The organism is Salinicoccus luteus DSM 17002 (genome assembly GCF_000712035.1).
Classification (GTDB): domain Bacteria; phylum Bacillota; class Bacilli; order Staphylococcales; family Salinicoccaceae; genus Salinicoccus; species Salinicoccus luteus.
Genome location: NZ_JONV01000012.1, coordinates 26,488 through 45,787, shown reverse-complemented (window position 1 = coordinate 45,787; position 19,300 = coordinate 26,488). Strand labels below are relative to the sequence as shown.

General features: G+C 48.5%; 16 protein-coding genes and 1 rRNA gene. 2 read left to right on the top strand and 15 right to left on the bottom strand.

The window, feature by feature from the left end:
- The 3 genes from BO53_RS0109600 to BO53_RS0109590 form a co-directional block, all read right to left on the bottom strand.
- Positions 1-240 (bottom strand): 16S ribosomal RNA (locus tag BO53_RS0109600); the annotation flags it as partial.
- Positions 241-678: 438 nt separating this feature from the next.
- Complete coding sequence (locus BO53_RS0109595; RefSeq protein ID WP_031547661.1) at positions 679-1,449, bottom strand: KinB-signaling pathway activation protein; 771 nt, start codon at positions 1,447-1,449, stop codon at positions 679-681.
- An 18-nt stretch (positions 1,450-1,467) separates the two neighbouring features.
- The gene (locus BO53_RS0109590) at positions 1,468-2,517 is read right to left on the bottom strand and encodes an Mrp/NBP35 family ATP-binding protein (RefSeq protein WP_031547659.1); all 1,050 of its coding nucleotides are present in this window, start codon (positions 2,515-2,517) and stop codon (positions 1,468-1,470) included.
- A 252-nt stretch (positions 2,518-2,769) separates the two neighbouring features.
- Between BO53_RS0109590 and BO53_RS0109585 the strand changes: the two genes are divergently transcribed.
- Both BO53_RS0109585 and BO53_RS0109580 read left to right on the top strand, forming a co-directional pair.
- The gene (locus BO53_RS0109585; RefSeq protein ID WP_031547657.1) at positions 2,770-4,224 is read left to right on the top strand and encodes an alpha-amylase; all 1,455 of its coding nucleotides are present in this window, start codon (positions 2,770-2,772) and stop codon (positions 4,222-4,224) included.
- Between the two features lie 31 nt (positions 4,225-4,255).
- Positions 4,256-5,641, top strand: coding sequence for an alanine/glycine:cation symporter family protein (locus BO53_RS0109580; protein ID WP_031547656.1), 1,386 nt, complete (start codon positions 4,256-4,258; stop codon positions 5,639-5,641).
- 36 nt (positions 5,642-5,677) lie between these two features.
- Here BO53_RS0109580 and BO53_RS0109575 read toward each other — a convergent pair whose 3' ends face one another.
- From BO53_RS0109575 to BO53_RS0109520, 12 genes are all read right to left on the bottom strand, one after another.
- Positions 5,678-6,775, bottom strand: coding sequence for an NAD/NADP octopine/nopaline dehydrogenase family protein (locus BO53_RS0109575; protein ID WP_031547654.1), 1,098 nt, complete (start codon positions 6,773-6,775; stop codon positions 5,678-5,680).
- Between the two features lie 13 nt (positions 6,776-6,788).
- Entirely contained in the window at positions 6,789-8,342 is a 1,554-nt protein-coding gene (locus BO53_RS0109570) for an amidohydrolase (protein ID WP_031547652.1), read from the bottom strand.
- A gap of 78 nt (positions 8,343-8,420) precedes the next feature.
- Positions 8,421-9,227 carry a pyrroline-5-carboxylate reductase gene (gene proC, locus BO53_RS0109565; RefSeq protein ID WP_031547650.1) on the bottom strand — a complete coding sequence of 269 codons (807 nt, stop codon included), beginning with the start codon at positions 9,225-9,227 and terminating at the stop codon, positions 8,421-8,423.
- A gap of 82 nt (positions 9,228-9,309) precedes the next feature.
- Positions 9,310-9,975, bottom strand: coding sequence for a PAQR family membrane homeostasis protein TrhA (gene trhA / locus BO53_RS0109560; protein WP_031547648.1), 666 nt, complete (start codon positions 9,973-9,975; stop codon positions 9,310-9,312).
- Between the two features lie 53 nt (positions 9,976-10,028).
- A complete protein-coding gene (locus BO53_RS0109555) occupies positions 10,029-11,174 on the bottom strand; it encodes a UTP--glucose-1-phosphate uridylyltransferase (protein ID WP_031547646.1) in 1,146 nt (381 codons plus the stop codon).
- A gap of 100 nt (positions 11,175-11,274) precedes the next feature.
- Entirely contained in the window at positions 11,275-12,576 is a 1,302-nt protein-coding gene (locus tag BO53_RS0109550) for a pyrimidine-nucleoside phosphorylase (protein WP_031547644.1), read from the bottom strand.
- Between the two features lie 17 nt (positions 12,577-12,593).
- A complete protein-coding gene (locus BO53_RS0109545; RefSeq protein WP_031547642.1) occupies positions 12,594-13,730 on the bottom strand; it encodes a glycosyltransferase family 4 protein in 1,137 nt (378 codons plus the stop codon).
- Positions 13,731-13,746: 16 nt separating this feature from the next.
- Positions 13,747-14,895 carry an NAD-dependent epimerase/dehydratase family protein gene (locus tag BO53_RS0109540; RefSeq protein WP_031547640.1) on the bottom strand — a complete coding sequence of 383 codons (1,149 nt, stop codon included), beginning with the start codon at positions 14,893-14,895 and terminating at the stop codon, positions 13,747-13,749.
- Between the two features lie 167 nt (positions 14,896-15,062).
- Positions 15,063-17,297, bottom strand: a complete 2,235-nt coding sequence (locus BO53_RS0109535; protein WP_245608229.1) for a TRAP transporter permease — start codon at positions 17,295-17,297, stop codon at positions 15,063-15,065.
- On the bottom strand, positions 17,294-17,674 hold the full coding sequence (locus tag BO53_RS0109530; RefSeq protein ID WP_245608228.1) for a DUF1850 domain-containing protein: 381 nt from the start codon (positions 17,672-17,674) through the stop codon (positions 17,294-17,296). The genes BO53_RS0109535 and BO53_RS0109530 overlap by 4 nt, the downstream gene beginning before the upstream one ends.
- A 132-nt stretch (positions 17,675-17,806) precedes the next feature.
- The gene (locus tag BO53_RS0109525; RefSeq protein ID WP_031547634.1) at positions 17,807-18,835 is read right to left on the bottom strand and encodes a TAXI family TRAP transporter solute-binding subunit; all 1,029 of its coding nucleotides are present in this window, start codon (positions 18,833-18,835) and stop codon (positions 17,807-17,809) included.
- A gap of 134 nt (positions 18,836-18,969) precedes the next feature.
- Entirely contained in the window at positions 18,970-19,290 is a 321-nt protein-coding gene (locus BO53_RS0109520) for a hypothetical protein (protein WP_031547632.1), read from the bottom strand.
- Between the last annotated feature and the right edge of the window lie 10 nt (positions 19,291-19,300).

Below are 19,300 nucleotides of genomic sequence, written 5' to 3'. Positions count from 1 at the left end.
CATCCACCAGTGACAGCCAAAAGGCCGCCTTTCAACTCTCCCACTTGTGTGGGAAAGGATTATCCGGTATTAGCCACGGTTTCCCGTGGTTATCCCGGTCTGATGGGCAGGTTGCCTACGTGTTACTCACCCGTCCGCCACTCGCGTCACAGGAGCAAGCTCCTGATCCGCGCGTTCGACTTGCATGTATTAGGCACGCCGCCAGCGTTCATCCTGAGCCAGGATCAAACTCTCCATAATTGGAAGTTCTCTGACTCCGTTGCGGTTTTACTTGTCGCCCAAGTTGAATGCCGAAGCATTCGTTTTTTTCGGAATTAACGTTGACATATTGTCATTCAGTTTTCAATGTTCTTTGTTTTGACTGCTTAGTTATTGTAGCATTTGAGCAAGCTGTTTGCAACCACTTTTTTATTTCTTTTTGATTGCTAGCTTCACTCTTTAATATTTCTCCGCCGTTTTCAGCGACTTCTCTATCATATCACGTTGACTTTCCTCTTGCAACCACTTTTTTCATTTCTTTTTAAAGTGATCTGTCGGTCAGCACTTGTGTTTCGTCGTCTCTGTTTCAGCGACTTTCATATCATACCAAGTAGAACGTCCAAGTGTCAACGCTTCTTTCAATTTTAAAAATGTAGTGTTACACCATAATAAAAAGGCAGTGCGCTGCACTGCCCTCAATCACTTGCCATGGCGGTCTTTCTGTCTTGTTTTGTTTTTATAATTCATTGCATTTCTTTTCTTGACCTGCGATTTTTCCTTGTTCCGTTGTGCCAGCTCTTCTTGTTCCCTCTTGATTCTCTTCTCTTCATTGAGATCCGCTTTTGTCACTCTTCCACGCTCTGCCTTCTCTTTTTCAGATGCTTCTATATATTTAGGGAGCATCAGCAGTTGGAACGCATTACAAATGATCAGAGTAAACACCGATCTATAGATCCATGACGTATCTTCAACTGTTATGAAGGGGATGAGCGTAACAGATGTCATGAATATCATATAGAAGAGAGCCGGGATGAACAACTGATTCCCCGGCGACTCCTTATCCTTCCATCTTGCCACCACGAACCCTGAAACGATGACGAGAACCGGTATCCATATATAGCTCCATACCTGGCCTGCTTCAGCACCGACCCTGTAGAACCTGACATAGAACAGGTCGAACGCAGCATACATTACGAGCAGAAGCTGTACATATGGCCACAGTTTCCTGAATATGCCCATACCGAGAGGATGGAGAAACAGATATATGAAGAAAGCGACTTGGCTGACCGTAGCAATCAGAAGGCCATATCCCAGGAACCAGACCAGACCGGCAAAGAACTCACCAAACTGCCCCTCGAACAAATAGCGTGTTACATTCTGGTATTCTGTGACCAGACTTATAATGGCCGTGACCACCATGCCAAGGAGAAGTGTTCTAAAATAAAACCTGACTAGGTATTTCGATGTCATACTATGATTCCTCCGCGCCTATTCGCTCTCTTTGATTACGTTATCTGCAATATTTCTGTATATTTGCCCGATCTTATGATCCTTTGTATATACGGAAGGCGCGAAATCTTTTTCATTCCATTCCGGCTGCCCGAGTGGCAGCTGTCCGAGCAGCGGAGCCTTCAGTTCCTGTGCAAGCTTCTCTCCGCCGCCTTTACCGAAAACATACTCCTTATCATTGGTCAGTTCACTTTCGAAGTAGCTCATATTCTCGATTACTCCAATGATTTCATGGTCTGTATGCTGCGCCATTGCCCCTGCCCGTGCCGCTACGAAGGCAGCTGTCGGATGCGGTGTCGTCACAATGATCTCCTTGCTGTGCGGCAGCAGCTGATGGACATCCAATGCAACGTCTCCCGTACCAGGCGGAAGGTCAAGCAGGAGATAGTCCAAATCTCCCCATTCCACTTCATTGAAGAAGCTGCTGATCATCTTGCCGAGCATCGGGCCTCTCCAGATGACCGGAGTGTTCTCTTCGACGAAGAATGCCATGGAGATGACTTTCACACCGAAACGTTCGACCGGAATGATCGTCTTGTCTTCAATACCCGGCTTTTCAGTAATGCCCATCATATCCGGCACACTGAAGCCATATATATCCGCATCAATGATGCCGACCTTCTTGCCCTTCTCAGCGAGTGCGACAGCCAGGTTGACCGCGACAGTGGATTTCCCCACGCCGCCTTTACCGGAAGCTACGGCGATGAACTGGGTATTGTTGTCCTTGAAACGATTTTCGACTTCGCTGCCTGAAGTGCCACGATGCTTTTCAATCACCTCTTCATCAAGCTCATCAAATCGCAGCCCGACTGTTTCAGCACCCTCCTCTTTCAGCAGGTTGACGACCTTCATCTGAAGATCCAGCTGTTCCTGACCACCAAGACGGCCGATTGCGACTTTGACACTCACATGGTTCTTTTCTTCCTTGATGCTGATTTCCCTAATGCCGCCTGTTTCCTTAATTGGCACATTAAGTATCGGATCATCTATATTACCAACTATTTCTTCCACTTGTTCTTTAGTGACCATTTAAATTCTCCTTTTATGCCTAGATTCAATATTATCATGATAACATATCCCGATATCTATAAAATAAAAAAGTTCCAAACACTTTGTGTATCTCTGATTGGATTTCAATTTTATTTTATTTGAGGAAAAAAACGGATGCTTTATATGTTATAATTATTTATATTTTCAGACTAATATAATGAAGTTTTTGGTTACATGCATCCGAAAAGGGCTATATGTTGGGTACGAACTATAAGAAAGGAATTTAATGATATGAATTTTACACTCATGCAATATTTCGAATGGCACCTGCCAGACGATGGTGCCCACTGGGACCGCTTGAAGGAGAGGGCACAGGAAGTGAAGGACATGGGAGTCGACGCTGTTTGGCTGCCGCCTCCGACCAAGGCGGATCACCCTTCCAATCAAGGATATGCCGTATATGATGTCTATGATTTGGGAGAGTTCGACCAGAAGGGGGAGATCCGGACGAAGTACGGCACACGCGAACAGCTGGAGGCAGCCATCGCAGCGTGCAGGGAAGCGGACCTTCTCATCTACATCGACCTTGTCATGAACCACAAGGCAGGGGGCGACGGCACGGAAACATTCCAGGTGATAGAAGTGGACCCTGATGATCGGGAAAAGGAAATATCCGAACCCTTTGATATTGAAGGCTACACAAAATTCAACTTCCCTGGCCGAAAAAAGAAATACAGCGATTTTGAATGGAACTTCAACCATTTCGTCGGCGTCGACTACGATGCGAAGGAAGACCGCACCGGTGTGTTCAAGATTGTAGGGGAACATAAGGACTGGAGCGACAATGTAGATGAGGAACACGGCAACTTCGACTATTTGATGTATTCGGACATAGACTACGACCACCCGGAAGTCAAAGAGGAAATGATCGAATGGGGCAAATGGATCACCGACACATTGGATGTGGATGGCTTCAGGCTTGATGCAGTGAAGCATATCGACAGCAAGTTTATCGCCGAGTTCATCGAAGCAGTAACAGAACACGCAGAACGGGATATATACTTCTTCGGAGAATTCTGGAACCCTGACATTGAAGCCAAGGAAGGTTTTCTGAAAGATGTGGAATTTGATATCGACCTTTTTGATGTCAAGCTGCACTATAATTTATTTGAGGCAGCAAATGAGAAAGAAAACTATGATCTGACCCAAATTTTCGAAGGCACACTCGTAGAAGAAAATCCTTGGAATACGGTGACGTTCGTCGATAACCATGACACCCAGCCCGGCGAATCTCTCGAATCTTTTGTGGATGACTGGTTCAAGCAGTCGGCTTATGCCCTCATACTCCTCAGACGTGACGGCTATCCATGTGTATTCTATGGAGACTACTATGGAATCGATGGGGATTATGACAAAGAAGGCATGGCTCCTGCGATAGATCCGCTGCTCCATGCGAGGCACGTACGGGCCCTCGGGGAGCAGGAGGATTATTTCGACCACCCCGACACCATCGGCTGGGTACGCTTCGGTGAAGAGGCGGTCGAAGGTTCAGGTTGTGCTGTCATCCTTTCCAACGGCTTGGAAGAAGGCTTCAAAAAGATGTATGTCGGCGAAGCACACAGCGGTGAGGAATGGGTGGACTACACCGAAAACCGTTCGGACACGGTGACCATCGATGATGAAGGGTTTGGAGAATTCCTTGTCGACAGTCAAAGCGTCAGCGTCTATGCGCTTCCTGATGAATAAATTTAAAATCTTGGTTTAGAGGAGAGAGCATATGGAGATCATTACAGCAATATCGACCTTTTTATGGGGCTACCCCATCATTATCATGCTGTTCTTTACGAGTGTATACCTCACTTTCAGACTGAAGTTCTTCCAGTTCGTCTATCCCCTGTATATCTTCAAACAGACTATAGGAAGGGTGGGGAAAAAGACGAAGGGCAAGGGAACCATCACACCTTTCCAGACTTTGACCACCGCCCTGTCCTCCACAATCGGGGCGGCCAACATCGTCGGGGTCCCTGTGGCCATCATGCTCGGCGGCCCCGGGGCTGTCTTCTGGATGTGGGTCATCGCTGTATTCGGGATGGCCCTGAAATTCGGTGAAACTGCACTGGGTGTGCATTACAGGGAGCAGAACGCAGCAGGGGAATATGTAGGCGGCCCTACATACTATATGAAGAATGGAATCAAATGGCCGATGGTTGGGAAAATCCTTGCCGCCTGGTACGCGACCTTCCTGCTTATAGAACTTGTTCCGAGCATCATGGTGCAAAGTAATTCAGTTGCCAGCACTATAGAGGAGTCTTTTGATTTCAGTCCACTGATTACCGGCATTATCATTGCAGTTACAGTAGGCATTGTCGTATTTGGGGGCGTCAAGCGTATCGGGAAAGTCACTTCCTACCTCGTTCCTTTCATGGCCGGCTTCTACATCATCGCAGGCATGATCATCATCTTCATGAACATCACTGCAGTGCCCGATGCCTTTGCACTCATCTTTACTGAAGCATTCAATCCGACGGCCGCACTCGGTGGTGGGGCCGGAGCTGTACTTGCAGAGACGATACGCTGGGGCTTTGCCCGTGGCATCTACAGCAATGAAGCCGGCTTGGGTACCTCTCCGATTGCCCACGCGGCAGCCAAAACCGACCACCCGATCCGCCAGGCTTTCTGGGCTGTCATCCAGATTATTGTAGATACTCTGATCATCTGTACGATTACAGCCCTCGTCGTCATCATGACAGGAGTATGGCAGGATAGCGACGCACACGAGGACAGTGTCAGGGAAGCACTTACAGCTAGAGCATTCGGGGAAACATTCGGGCCGATCGGCAACTCAGTCGTCTCCCTCGCACTTGTCATCTTCGTCTTCTCCACAATTACAGTAGTCGTCTTCTATGGCGCCAGACAGGCGGAGTATCTTTTCGGACTCTGGGCAGGCACGGTGATGAAAGCTGTCTATGTTGTATCCATCGTCATCGGTGCAATAGGCGGTGCCACAGTACTCTGGGCATTCCTGGACTTGACCCTGTTCTTTGTCATACTTCCAAATATAATAGCGGTCATATTGTTGTCACCGAAAATTATTGAATTGAAGCGCGAGTTCTTCAAGTCTGATGATTATTACCAAAAGGATATACGGGAAGAGAATTCCTAATGAAAAACCCTCTGACATCTGTCAGAGGGTTTTTTGCTAATCCCGTGTATGATTGTATTTCATGAGTTGGTTCAGCTGTTCAGCATCCGTTTTTTCTATGCCCAGCTTGCCCAGTGTAACGCCCTGCTTGAAGTAGTCACGACCAAGCAGCACACCCGTCAATGTGATGACAGCATCCATCACAGGTGTTTCAACTTCTACCATATCCGCTATACTGGCCCATAGCACCAGACCGTTGGATACATCTTCAGTTACATAACGGTTCTCCAGATTCGTCGGTCCGACAATATCCTGCAGCACTTTGGAGCTGTTGTACTGCTCGAGCAGGCTCATTCCATCTTCGAAATAGCCGCTCCTTACACTCCTCTCGGATTTCGAAAGGGCCTCAAAGCCCAACGCCCTGCATATCGCCTGCCGTTCCTCGTCGATGCGGTGGATGACATTCACTGTATGCTCCGTGATGCCTTCCTTATATAGATAGAATTCGTCTCCGGCATAATCAATTCGCCCTGCATTCAATATGGATGGTCCCGGATGGCTTTCCGGATTGCCGTTGTTGAGTGTCGTCTCAAGGATATTTTCCGCTGGTTTAAGGTGATCATACATCCGGTTGAACACTTCGAGCATCTCTTCTGTATGTCGGGAAGGGTAGGCTGCAAACAAATTGTGTTTGTTGTAGGCAATGAGTTGTGCTTCGTTCTTTTCTGGGAAATAACGTGAAGCATACGTAAGGGACATTGTCTCCCCCACTTTGACATCCACATCCGCCTTCATATTGTGCAGTACACGTTTGAAGCGGATACTGCACATTGCACTTGCGCTGTTGATCAAAATATACTGCCCGTCTTCAAGGTATGGCGCAATATTTTCTGCAACGGGTTCAATGGCCGTCGATGGTATGGCAAGCATAAGCACATCCTGGTCATGCACCGCTTCAGCGACTTCCCTCGTAAACTTATGAATTTTGACCGGGGAACCGTTGAAATTGATTTCACCCGTCTCTTCAATCCTGCTCAAATCCCTCTTGGACTGCGGAGATTGGTATAGAGTGACCGTGTGCCCTCTTTCAGTCATATCTGCAGCGGCGGTGATACCACCATGGCCTGCGCCAAAAATGCTAATTTTCAAACCCATCAAACCCCTCCTTCTAATTATGTGAATCGTAGACGGTTGTGCCGTCGATGATTGTCCTTTCCACTTTTGCTTCGAGCAGTTCATCTGCTTCGACAGTCATGACATCCCTGTCGAAGATCGCAAAGTCGGCATAATAGCCGGGAGCAATGAGCCCTGCCCGGTCTTCCCTGTTGATGATTGCCGCAGCATTGTATGTGTACATACGGAAAGCATCATGCCTGCTGATGCGCTCATCCTCATTATACACACCCGCCTCTCCCCTGCGTGTGACCAGGGTGTGGATGCCGAGCAGCGGATTGACCGCCTCTATCGGAGCATCCGATGATCCACCCAGCAGGAGACCGTGCGCCTGCATCGTCTTGAAGGCATAGAGGTATTCCATCCGCTTCTGTCCAAGATAGGATTCTACCCATGGCATGTCGGATGTCAGGAATGTGGGCTGGACATCACAGATGACGGCCAGTCTGGACATCCTCTCGATCAGTGAGGCGTCCAGGAGACTGCAGTGGATCAGCCGGTCGTGCTTTCCTTCCGGAACAGGATACTTCTCTATCGCATCCACCACCAGTTCGCACGCCTTGTCACCGATGACATGGACGGCAATCGCATCCCCATTGGCCCGCGCTTTCCTGACCAATGATTCGAGGGCTTCGACCGAATGAATCTGGATGCCATGGTCCTCCGTCCCTTCATATGGTGCTTTGACCAGAGCAGTCTTGCCCCCAAAGGCACCATCCATGAACAGCTTCATTGCGTCTTTTTCGACCCAACCCTCGAGAAAGGCGGGTTCGTCCCGGACCATTTCATCATAGACGGCTTCATGCCTGAGCAGATTGACCCTGAACTTCTTCCTATCCGGCCCGAGCGTCTTCATATAGGCTTCAAGCGGCAACTCGTAGGGACCATAATAGGACATGTCCTCCGTATGCACATTTGTGATGCCGTAAGTATACAGATGATCCACTGCCACCTCGATATCCCCACTCAGCGATTCCACATCATCATCGACCGTCGCCGCCCTGAGCGCTTCGAATGCCTTGTCATACGCCCAGCCCGTCAGGTTTCCATCTTCATCGCGTTCGTAGTACCCCCCTTCGGGATCCTCTGTCGAACCATCAAGACCCAGTACTTCCAATCCACGTGTATTGACCAGGCCGGCATGCTGGCACACCCGGGTGACCAGTGTCGGCCGGTCAGTCAGTGCATCCAGTTCATCATGGGACATCCGGTATTGGTCCGGGAAGTTGTTTTCATCGTAGCCAAGTATCAGGTTCCACTCGTGTGTGGATTCGAAATCATTGATCTGTTGCTTCATTTCCTCTATATCCTGCACCTCGTGAAGCGCGAGGGATTTCAGCATCTTCCCCAGCATGATCAGATGCTGGTGGGTGTCTGCGAGGCCGGGAAGCATTGTCCTCCCACGGAGGTCCACCTTTTCATCAGCCATGCTGTCCAGTGCTGATGCGCCTGTCTGCAGAATTATGCCGTCCTCCTCAAGAACCGCCTCCACAGTGTCCCCAGGCGCCTTCATCGTATGGATTATGCCGTTATAATACAGTGTCTTCACTTTGCTCCTCCTCACAAAAAATGCTTCATATACAGTTTATATGAAGCATTCCCCATTCTACACATTTATGCTCTGATGCTATTCGTCATCCTGACTCAATTCTTCACTGCGGCTCGCTGCAGCATTCAATGTTGCAGTGAGTATTTCTTTAATTCCTTCTCCATCCAGGGCATTCAATCCCGCCTCTGTTGTACCATGCTTGGAAGTGATGTTTTTTCTGAGTTGACTGAATGGCAGTTCGGAGTCCTCCACCATTTTTCCGGCTCCAATCACAAGGTTCCGTGTCAGGAACAGCGCCTCTTCCTCATCGAACCCGAGTTCCATCAGGCTTTCTGCATATTTTTCATATATATAGTACAGGAAGGCCGAACCGGAACCGGTAGCTGCGGTAATATTATGCATGACGCCTTCTTCCACGACCACAGTCGTACCAAAGCTTTCCATGAGTTCAACCAGTTCGTCCTTGTCCGGGAAGTTTTCCGAATAGGTGATTCCGCTCACCGAGTGCTGGACCATCGCGTTTGTGTTCGGCATAAGTCTCGCAATCGGATTCTCCGTCTTCAGCTCCCGCCGGATTGTCTTGATCTGTGTACCCGCCATTACAGATACGATTTTTGTCTTTTCCTCAAGATGCGGACGGATTCTTTTGGCAACATCCGGAAAACTCTGCGGCTTGCTGGCCAGAATGGCATAATCTGCACCGTCCAGCAGTTCTGCATCGTCATATGAAACATTGACCCCAAGATTCTCCTTGAAGAACATGATCTTTTCCTGCTGGCTTCGGCTGGTCAGATAGATTTGATCCGGTTTCACAACGTTATTCTCTATCATGCCAATGAATATGGCACTCGCCATGTTACCCGCACCGTAAAAGACAATTTTCATCGAATCAACTCCAATTTTGATTTTAACAACAGTACCTATCATAACAAACTGAATAAAAAAATCAAAAGCGAATATCTATTCATCAGTGAATGTAGAATACTATCCCCACGTAGTGCAGGAAGCTTGCCACAATGATGAAGAAGTGCCATATCATATGAAAATATTTCCGTGTCTTCTGTGCATAGAACCATGCGCCGACTGTATAGCTCACCCCACCAAGCACGAGCATGAGCAGAAACATCCAGTTGGTATTATTGAATATATGCGGAAAGAAGATGACCGCCATCCATCCCATGACCAGATAGAAACCGAGGCTCACTTTGTTATTGACCTTCGGACTGAGCACTTTGTACAGGATGCCGAAAACAGCCGCTGCCCACTGGATGATGAGCGTGACCATCCCCCAGGTGCCACCGATGACCGAAAGAGCGACAGGCGTGTATGTCCCCGCAATTGCCACATAGATCAGGCTGTGATCCAACAGGCGCATAATGTACTTATGCTGGGTATTATGCGCCATCGAATGATAGAGCGTTGATGTGAGAAACATGAGCAATATGCTGATGACGTATACCGAACCGCCCACCGCATGCATGGTGCCTCCCTGCACATACATGTAGACAGAGGTGAACGGCAGCAGTCCGATGAATATGAGTGCTGCTACGCCATGGCTTACACTGTTCCCCACTTCTTCCCCAAAGGACAGGGGGACAATGTGTTTCAGCGAATCTCCGAGCTTCTCGCCCATCCCCTGCTTCTTCCAGTATAGATTTTTGGGAGGTTCGTTCTGGCGGATGAACATCATATCAGGCCTTCATCCATAAGATCTTTGTAGGCAGTCTCGATACTATCCTTACCCACCTTGTTCTTAAGTGGAGAGAACTCCCCCTTGCGATCCACCTGAAGTGTCATATGCGTCTTTGCATATCGGAAAACGTCAAAATAGAACTTTTCGAACTTGAGTGCTTCCTCTTTGACGACCTGTAGTGTCCGGTTCATATGTTCCAGCTTCTTCAAGGCCAGATGATAAGGCATCTTGACATCTGCCGCCTTCTCGAGGAAGTCAATGCTGAACACATGGATGCCGATATTTCCATTTTTAAAAGCATCTCCCTGCCCTTCAGGAAGTTCGGTATATTCAACCACACTTTTCTCACCGTTTACGAGACACAGCCGCCCCACACTCTCCCCGGATTTTGGTGCAATCGATTTCGAGGTCACTTCGTTGCCATTTTGAATATGAAGACCCATAAGCAGCGGGTCGGCCACTTTCACTACGACATTATCGACATTGTTCATGAACACGTGCCTGATGCCTCTGGATTTCATATCTTCCAGCATGCCGCTGTGCTTCAGTGCACCAAATATTCCGCCATTGCCATTCGGTGTCAGCATGATGTCCTTGCTTTCGCTGATCAGCAATTCCCCTTCTTTCGACAGGGCCGGGAAGTGCTCCTGCTTGAAAAAATGAATATTTCCGGGCTCCAGCCCAAAGTGATGGTGCGCCTCGAAAAATTCGAGCGTCTCCTGATGGTTGACATCACTCGTCATGATATACCACTGCAGCGGCGTCTTCACCTTTTCTTCAAACGCCTTCAGCTGGGCCGCCTGGAGTTCGAAAAGCGAACGTCCCTCAAAGGAAAATGTCCCCTTTGGCCCCTGATGCTCGAGACGCGTGCCCTGGCCGCCTGCCATCAGAAGGACAGCCACCTGCCCCTCGGCCATAGCCTGATATGCAACATCATCAAGCATATCCCCTTCCAGTTCATCGGGAGTCACATAGGGCACTTCTTTGATGGACTCCATATCTACACTCTTCGGGTTCAAGTATACATCTTCATAAACCGCTTTGATCTCATCGGTGTCAAGCGCCTGATATTGCCTGTCAAGCTTCTCCTGATAGCTTTTCTCCATCAGTTCATATTGAGGTATCCAGTTCGTTATCATCTTTGGCCTCCACAAATCTTTTCTTTCATTATAATGCAAATCGGTAACACTGTAAAAATAAATGAAAATGCATGAAAAAAGCCCCCGAGGGAGCCTTTTTCTATTCTGTAATGACCTGTTTGATCAGTTCGATTTTATTTTCCTTCTCACCAATCTTATAGTTATCAGTGATTTTCCGTTCAACTTCCCTTATGTCTTCGGAGTTGCTATGGATGACAGCAATCGTATCGCCCTGCTCTACACGGTCGCCGACTTTCTTCTTCAGTACAAGACCGACCGCAAGATCGATTTCATCTTCTTTCGTCTGACGTCCTGCACCGAGCATGGCTGAAGCGATGCCGATTTCCTCGGCTGCAATTTCTTCAACGAAACCACTGTCCTCGGCCTTCACCTCGAACTGGTATTTCGCCTGGGGCAATTTGGAGACATCATCAACGACTGATGCGTCACCGCCCTGGTTCGCAAGGAACACTTTGAATTTCTCGAGTGCCTGGCCATTATCGATGACTGCACGCAGTTTGTCCTTTGCTTCATCGAGGGATTCTGCAGCACCGCCGAGCACCGCCATCTGTGCTCCGAGTTCAAGACAGAGGGCAGTGAGGTCCTCCGGACCTTCACCCTTGAGCGTATCGATGGCCTCTTTTACTTCCAACGCATTGCCGATGGCATAGCCGAGCGGTTCCGACATGCTTGAAATGATGGCCATCGTATTGCGTCCGACATTATTTCCGATGGAAACCATTGCACGTGCTAGTTCGACTGCATCCTCTTCGTCCTTCATGAATGCCCCATCGCCTGTTTTGACGTCGAGGACAATGGCATCCGCACCGGCGGCAATCTTCTTGCTCATGATGGAACTTGCAATCAGCGGAATGGAGTTGACTGTTGCTGTAACGTCCCTAAGTGCATAAAGCTTTTTGTCCGCTGGTGTCAGATTGCCGGATTGCCCGATGACTGCCACCTTGTCACGGTTGACGATGTCCGTGAATTCCTGCTCGGTGATTTCGACATGGAAGCCTTCGACCGCCTCCAGCTTGTCGATTGTTCCACCCGTGTGGCCAAGTCCGCGGCCGCTCATCTTCGCAACAGGCACGTCCAGAGCTGCAACGAGTGGTGCAAGTACGAGCGTCGTCGTGTCTCCGACACCACCCGTCGAGTGCTTGTCGACCTTCACACCTTCTATTGCTGAAAGGTCAATCTCATCTCCCGATTTCACCATGGCCATCGTCAAGTTTGCCCGCTCTTCCTGGGTCATATCATTGAAGAAGATCGACATGAGCAGACTGGACACCTGATAGTCCGGAATATCTCCATCCGTATAGCCGTTAATGAAATGTTCGATTTCTTCCTTCGATAATTCTCCCCCGTCACGCTTTTTGGCGATGACATCTACCATCCGCATAACCATCTTCCTTTCCCTTACATATTTCTATTGCCGACCGAGTGCCTGTCCCGTGCCTCCATATAAAAGTCGATCAGGCGCTGGGATGTTTTATCCCAGGCATAGTCCAATGCTTCGTTTCTGGCATTTCTTCTCATCGTCTCGAGTTTTTCTTCATCTTCTAGCACGGATACTGCTTCCATCATACTGTCGAGATCTTCATTTTCATAGAGCATGCCATTCACACCATGCGCCACCTGTTCATTCGTCGGCCCGCTCTTGGCACCAATCACCGGCAGCCCGGAAGCCATCGATTCGAGAATGACCAGTCCCAATGTTTCCGAAACTGAAGGGAAGATGAAGGCATCTCCGGTGGCAAAGGCCTTGGATAACTCTTCACCGTGGATAAAGCCGGTAAACACTGTATTGGTTCCTTTGAACCGTTTCTCGATGTCTGCACGGGCCGGCCCATCACCGATGATTGCAAGGCTTACGTCAGGACGCTTTTCCAATAGGGGCAGCAGCTTGTGGATTTCCTTCTCGACTGCTATCCTGCCGATGAATACCAGCAGTTTATTGGACGGCTTCCCTCCTGTCAGCCGCTCTCTCATCTCTTCATCCCTGTAGTCGGGATGCCGATGGACGACATCCACGCCACGCGGAATGATATCCAGCCGTTCGATGCCCTGTGCATCCAGTTCATCATAAATGGCTTTTGATGTTACCAGATTGAGGTCGGCATTCTTATGGTTGCGTTTGATGTACCACCAGAGGAGCGGCTTGGCCGGTTTATAGATCTTATAGTAGTCCAGATACTTCGGCAGATGCGTGTGATAGGAGGAGACCAGAGGCAGGTCCAATTTTTGAGCGGCCTTGACTGCGCTTGTTGCAAGAAGTATCGGATTTACTGCATGCACTACATCCGGCTGGAATTTCTTCAGTTCATGATACACTTTCCGGGAAGGGACCCCCCATTTACGATACCTGTAAAAAGGGAAAGTGATCGGCTTTACGCCGACCACTTTCGCACCCTTATAGTCATATACACCAAGATCTGGGGCAATGACCAGAACTTCGTGGCCTTCCCGTATAAAGTAGTCTATCGCTTTTGTCAATCTCGTCACGATGCCATCCGTCGATGGCAGAAATGTTTCTGTGACAATCGCTATCTTCATACGGCTCTACCCCTCCTTACTTCCAAGTCACTTTCGGAAGGACATTGTCTACAATGATACGGTCCTTATGCTCAAGTGCTTCCTGCAGGATTTCCTTGAGTACATCCTGTGTGAGCAGGTACGGCTCAAGCCCCAGATCGATCAGGTTTGTATTGACCGCATTATAGTAGTGATCTTCATTTTCAACACGTGGATTCTCTATGTTCTTGATGGATGCTTCGATATCAAGATCTTTCGCTGCCTGCTTCGTTTTTTCGGCAAGCTCCTGCACGGAGAATGATTCAGTGAACTGGTTGAACACCCTGAACTCTCCCTGGTCTGCAGGGTTTTCCGCAGCAATTTCAACACAGCGTACCGTGTCTTTGATGTTCAGGAACGCACGTGTCTGGCCCCCTGAACCGTATACTGTCATATCATGACCGATTGCTGCCTGAATGAGGAAACGGTTGAGTGCTGTACCGAATACGCCATCATAGTCCAGACGGTTCGCAAGGACAGGGTCCTTCTTCGTCTCCTCCGTGTTCAGACCATACACGATGCCCTGGTTGAGGTCCGTTGCACGAATCCCCCAGATTTTGCACGCGAACATGATGTTATGTGTATCATGTACTTTTGTAAGGTGATAGAAAGACCCCGGTTGTTTAGGGAATGGCAGGGTATCTTTTCTTCCTTTATGTTCAATTTCAATATAGCCTTCTTCAATATCTATGTTCGGCTGACCGTATTCTCCCATCGTACCGAGTTTGATCAGATGGCAATCCGGTTCAAATTCCTTGATTGCATACAGCACGTTGAGGTTGCCGAGTACGTTGTTCTGTTGTGTATATACCGCATGTTTACGATCGATCATGGAGTATGGTGCCGAGCGTTGCTCCGCAAAATGAACAAATGCCTCTGGACGTTCATTTTTGAATACAAGGCTCAGGAAGTCATAATGATTGAGGTCGCCTTCATAGACTTTGATTTCTTTCCCGGTGAGCTCTTTCCACTTATCCACTCGCTCCTGGAGAGAGGCGATTGGTGTCACGGAATTGGAGTGCAATTCGTTATCGATTTCACGTCTTACCAAGTTGTCCACAATCGTTACATCATGGCCCTTCTCGGAAAGATACAGGGCTGTCGGCCATCCACAGAAGCCGTCCCCTCCTGCTACTATAATTCTCATTTGAAAATCCTCCGCTTCAAGTGTTATTTACAATATTCGCAGTATACCGCTAGTATACAATGCCTATTATAAAGATATTTGCATCAGGGGACAAACTTTTCTCATTATATTGTGTAATTGCCCACAACAAAAAATAACCAGGGAAATTGGTTCCCCGGTCGTTTCCATCAAGCCGTCTGTACCGCGCGCTTGTTTTTCCTTCTTTTATAGAGTTGGAAAAGCACCAGCAGTATGAAAAGCCCGACGGCAATGCCATCCGTCAACAGATCGCTCTGGATGAACAGCAGGGCCGTGGCCACTGCGGCCAGCCGTTCGACAATATTGTATCGTGTGAACATGTAGTTCTGGATGAACGAGGCGAATGTCGCCATACCGATTGCTGCAGTGATGACGGCCCATGTCATTTCAAGGGCTGTAGCATCAGTAATCAGCAGTATAGTTGGGTTGATTGCGAACATGAACGGCAGGAGCAGGGCAGCCGAATCATATTTGAACCCCTGGACGCCGGTCCGTATCGGTCCCGCGTTGGCTATACCCGCCGTCGCGTATGCCGGCAGGTTGATCGGTGGCGTATCATCAGCCAGAACACCATAGTAGAGTACGAACAGGTGGGCCACAATGACCGGCAGCCCAAGGTCGGTAAGGACCGGAGCGATGACTGCCGCCAACACAACATAGGTCGCAGTCGTCGGTAGTCCCAGTCCAAGCAGCAGACATGCAAACACTGTAAGCACCAGTGCAATGTATATCTGTGTATTATCTGTAATCATGAAGTTCGGCAGCCAACCTTCAATCGTATCGGAAAATTCGATGACGATGCGCGTAAATTTCGTCGACAGGCCGCTGGTTGTGATGACTCCGATCAGTATGCCTGCCGTCGCACATGCGACGATGATGCTGAGTGCATTCCTTGATGCAGTATCAAAACCTTCCAGCAATTCTTTGAAGCCATATTCCGACTTCACCTTATCCTGTTTCATCAAACGCTGGAACAGACCGAACAGAAGGGCGACAATCACACCACCGAGGATCATGGTGAAGATCGAGTCCCTCCAACGGATTGTCTGATTGTTGAAGACCCTTGTGCCGAATACATCATTCAGCGCCACCAGTCCCTGGTTGAGGTAGCCAATCAGGTACTGCATGGCGAATGTAAGGGCAAGCAGTATCGCCGCATAGAGTATCGTCCGTCCCAAACGCTCTTTGAAGCGGTAGGTGAAGAGTGCAATGATGATCATTGCTATAATCGAATAGAAGGCAGACGCATTGACTGACGCCCGTTCAATCACGAGGTAGTAGAGCAGTATCAATATCGGTACCAGCATGTACCCCTGGGTCATGATCAGTTTCCGTGCAGAAGTCATTTCAGAGCGTTCCATACCGGCAATCCCATGCTTGCTCGCTTCGAAATGCACCATGAATAGTATGCCTACATATGCAAGCAGCGCAGGGATGAATGCACTTTTGATGATTTCGTAGTAGGGAATGCCCGTAAATTCCACCATAATGAATGCCGCAGCACCCATGACCGGCGGCAGGAACTGCCCGCTGGAGGAGGCGGCAACTTCGACACCACCCGCAACATGCGGTGGAAAGCCCACTTTTTTCATCAGGGGAATGGTAAATGTTCCCGTCGTCACTGCATTTGCAGTTGAACTGCCGGAGATGCTTCCCATCATGCCGCTGGCCACAACGCTCGCTTTGGCAGGACCGCCCTTAAACTTGCCAAAGCCACGTATTGCCAGATCGATGAACATCTTCCCGGCTCCGGTCGATTCCAATATGGCTCCAAATAGAATGAAGATGAAAACGAATTGGGCAGATGCATATATTGGTGTCCCGAATATCCCATTGCTTCTATAGACAATTTCATAGACAAAACGGGAAAAATCACCGCGGTTGTGATAAAAATCTCCTGGCATGAATTCGCCGAGAAAAAAGTATCCTATGAATATCGTTGCAATGATGACCAATGGCAAGCCGACTACACGCCTCGTGGCTTCAATGACAAACAGTATGAACAGGGTCCCGATAATCAGATCGATTTCTGTCGGTCTGGCAGACATGATCTCCGGGGCATCCTGGCGTTGTATCAAGTAGACACCCATGCCAAAAGAGATGATGGCAAACATCAGATCGTACAATGGGATAGTACGCTGATTAAGCCCTTTCTTGATTGGAAAAATAAGAAATACCAATACCATGCCAAGCATCAAGTGGACAATCAAAAAGGTGCGTGAACCGATTCCCGGCAGACCAAAGCCTGCAACATACAGGTGGAACATGGCAAGGGCAACGGCTATTGTGCTCACCATTATCGCCGCCTTCTTCCCCAAATTCCGGTCACTGCCCTCCAGTTCCTGTATTAGTTTTTTTTGATCTTTATCTTCCAATATCTTCACCTCCTAAAGTAAGTCCGTATTACTTCAATTTCCAGATTCCTTCCCTTATACGGCGCATCCGAGATGGTGATATCATCCTCACCAATTCGAATATGATGGGGAAATACTGCGGATGGCCTCACCCTGAGCGTTCCGCCGTGCACACGCCGATTGATATTTTTAATGACGAATTTCCCATCTTTCATCTCAACTTCCTCACCCTCGTAGGGCATCCCCGCCCCAAAGGATTCTGTATGACTTTCCATCGTATAGATTGCAGTATCCCTCACTTCAAACACTTCTGTCACCGGGGAACGCTCCACTGAATGTATGTAGGTCACGGAGAACCGTTCACCTTCTTCTACGGCTGTGGAATACAGCACTTCATCTGTCTCCATATCGGAAATCACTATATATTCCGGACGCAGTATGTACAATAAGACTGCAGCACTGATAACAAAAAGTCCCACAAGGGATAAAAAGACATTGCGCCGTTGCAATGTCTTTTTACTATACCTTTCAACCATTATCTATTGCTCGTCATAATATCTTTGCACACCAGGGTGAAGGTCGATGGACATGCCATCTTCCGCGGTATCGAGAGTCAACTCTTCGCCACGTACATGGGCATTGGCCATATCATCCAGGTTTTCAAAGATTGCTTTTGTCATTTCATACATCTGGTCTTCAGGGATATCATTTGATGCAATGAGCATCGCCTGTACTGCTACAGTTGTTGCTGTGCTATCGAAGTTTTCATACGCATCAGCAGGAATCTCTTCCTGTGTATAGTAGTTGTATTCGTCCATCAAAGCATCAATTGCTTCCTGGTCGAAGCTAACAATCTGAACATCGGCACTTGCACTAAGTTCCTGAATCGCACCTGTTGGTGTACCCGCTGTTACAAACGCTGCATCGACGTTGCCATCCTGCAGGTTTGTTGAAGCGTCTGCAAAATCCAGATACTGGGCGTCGATATCGCCTTCGCTTAGGCCGTGTGCTTCAAGAATTTGTGTGGCATTTGCTTCTGTGCCGGAGCCGACATCACCGATCGCAACACGTCTGCCTTCTAGATCGGACACGGATTCGATACCGCTATCCGCCAGTGTCACCAGTTGGATTGTTTCCGGATAGATGGTGAACACACCACTATAGTTTTCAAGCGGTTCTTCAAACATGTTCGTACCTTCTGCACCATAATAGGCGATGTCGTTCTGCACGAGTGCAAGCTGGGCTTCACCGTTGTTGAGCTGTTCCGCGTTGGATACGGAAGCACCGGAAGATACACCAGTTGCAGAAACATCTTCCAATTCGGAATCAATAATGTCCGCCATTGCTACACCCAGTGGGAAGTATACCCCTGCTTCGCCACCAGTCAGTAAAGTGATGTTCTCAACCCAATCTTCTCCGGAAGCACCGTCGCCGGTGGACTCGCCTTCCTCAGTCGTTTCGTCTTCAGTCGTTTCCTCTCCGCCATCTCCACCACTGTCTCCGCCACATGCTGCAAGAACGAAGGACAACGTAAGCATCAGTACCAGTAACCATGAGAATTTTTTCATACCCTACTCCCCTTTGTAAATATCTTCTTTACTTACTGATTATTGTAACACAAAATCGCTTACAATAAATACAATATTCAGATTTCTATGTTTTTCTATATTAAAAAATCACCCCGGGGTATCGGGGTGACGCATCATTTGGAAGTTGTCGTCCATTCCTTGCTGTTCCGATATCTTTTTGTATGGGCATATATGTTATCCCCTGCGTAGTCCTCATTCGTATAGACGGTAATATCGAAATATTTTCCCCGTTCGGAGAAAGATTCATCCAGGTAGACATCCTTCAGGTGACTGAACAGATTCTTCATCCCCTCCATCTTCAGGCTCGGATACTCCCTGAGTACACGCTTCTGAAGCTGGCCGTTGTACTCGGTCACCTCCTGGACGACAATGACAAAAGTTTCATCCTCCTTTATCACATCATCGAAAATATTGGTCTGCCCGTAGTCCCGCATACCATCATCC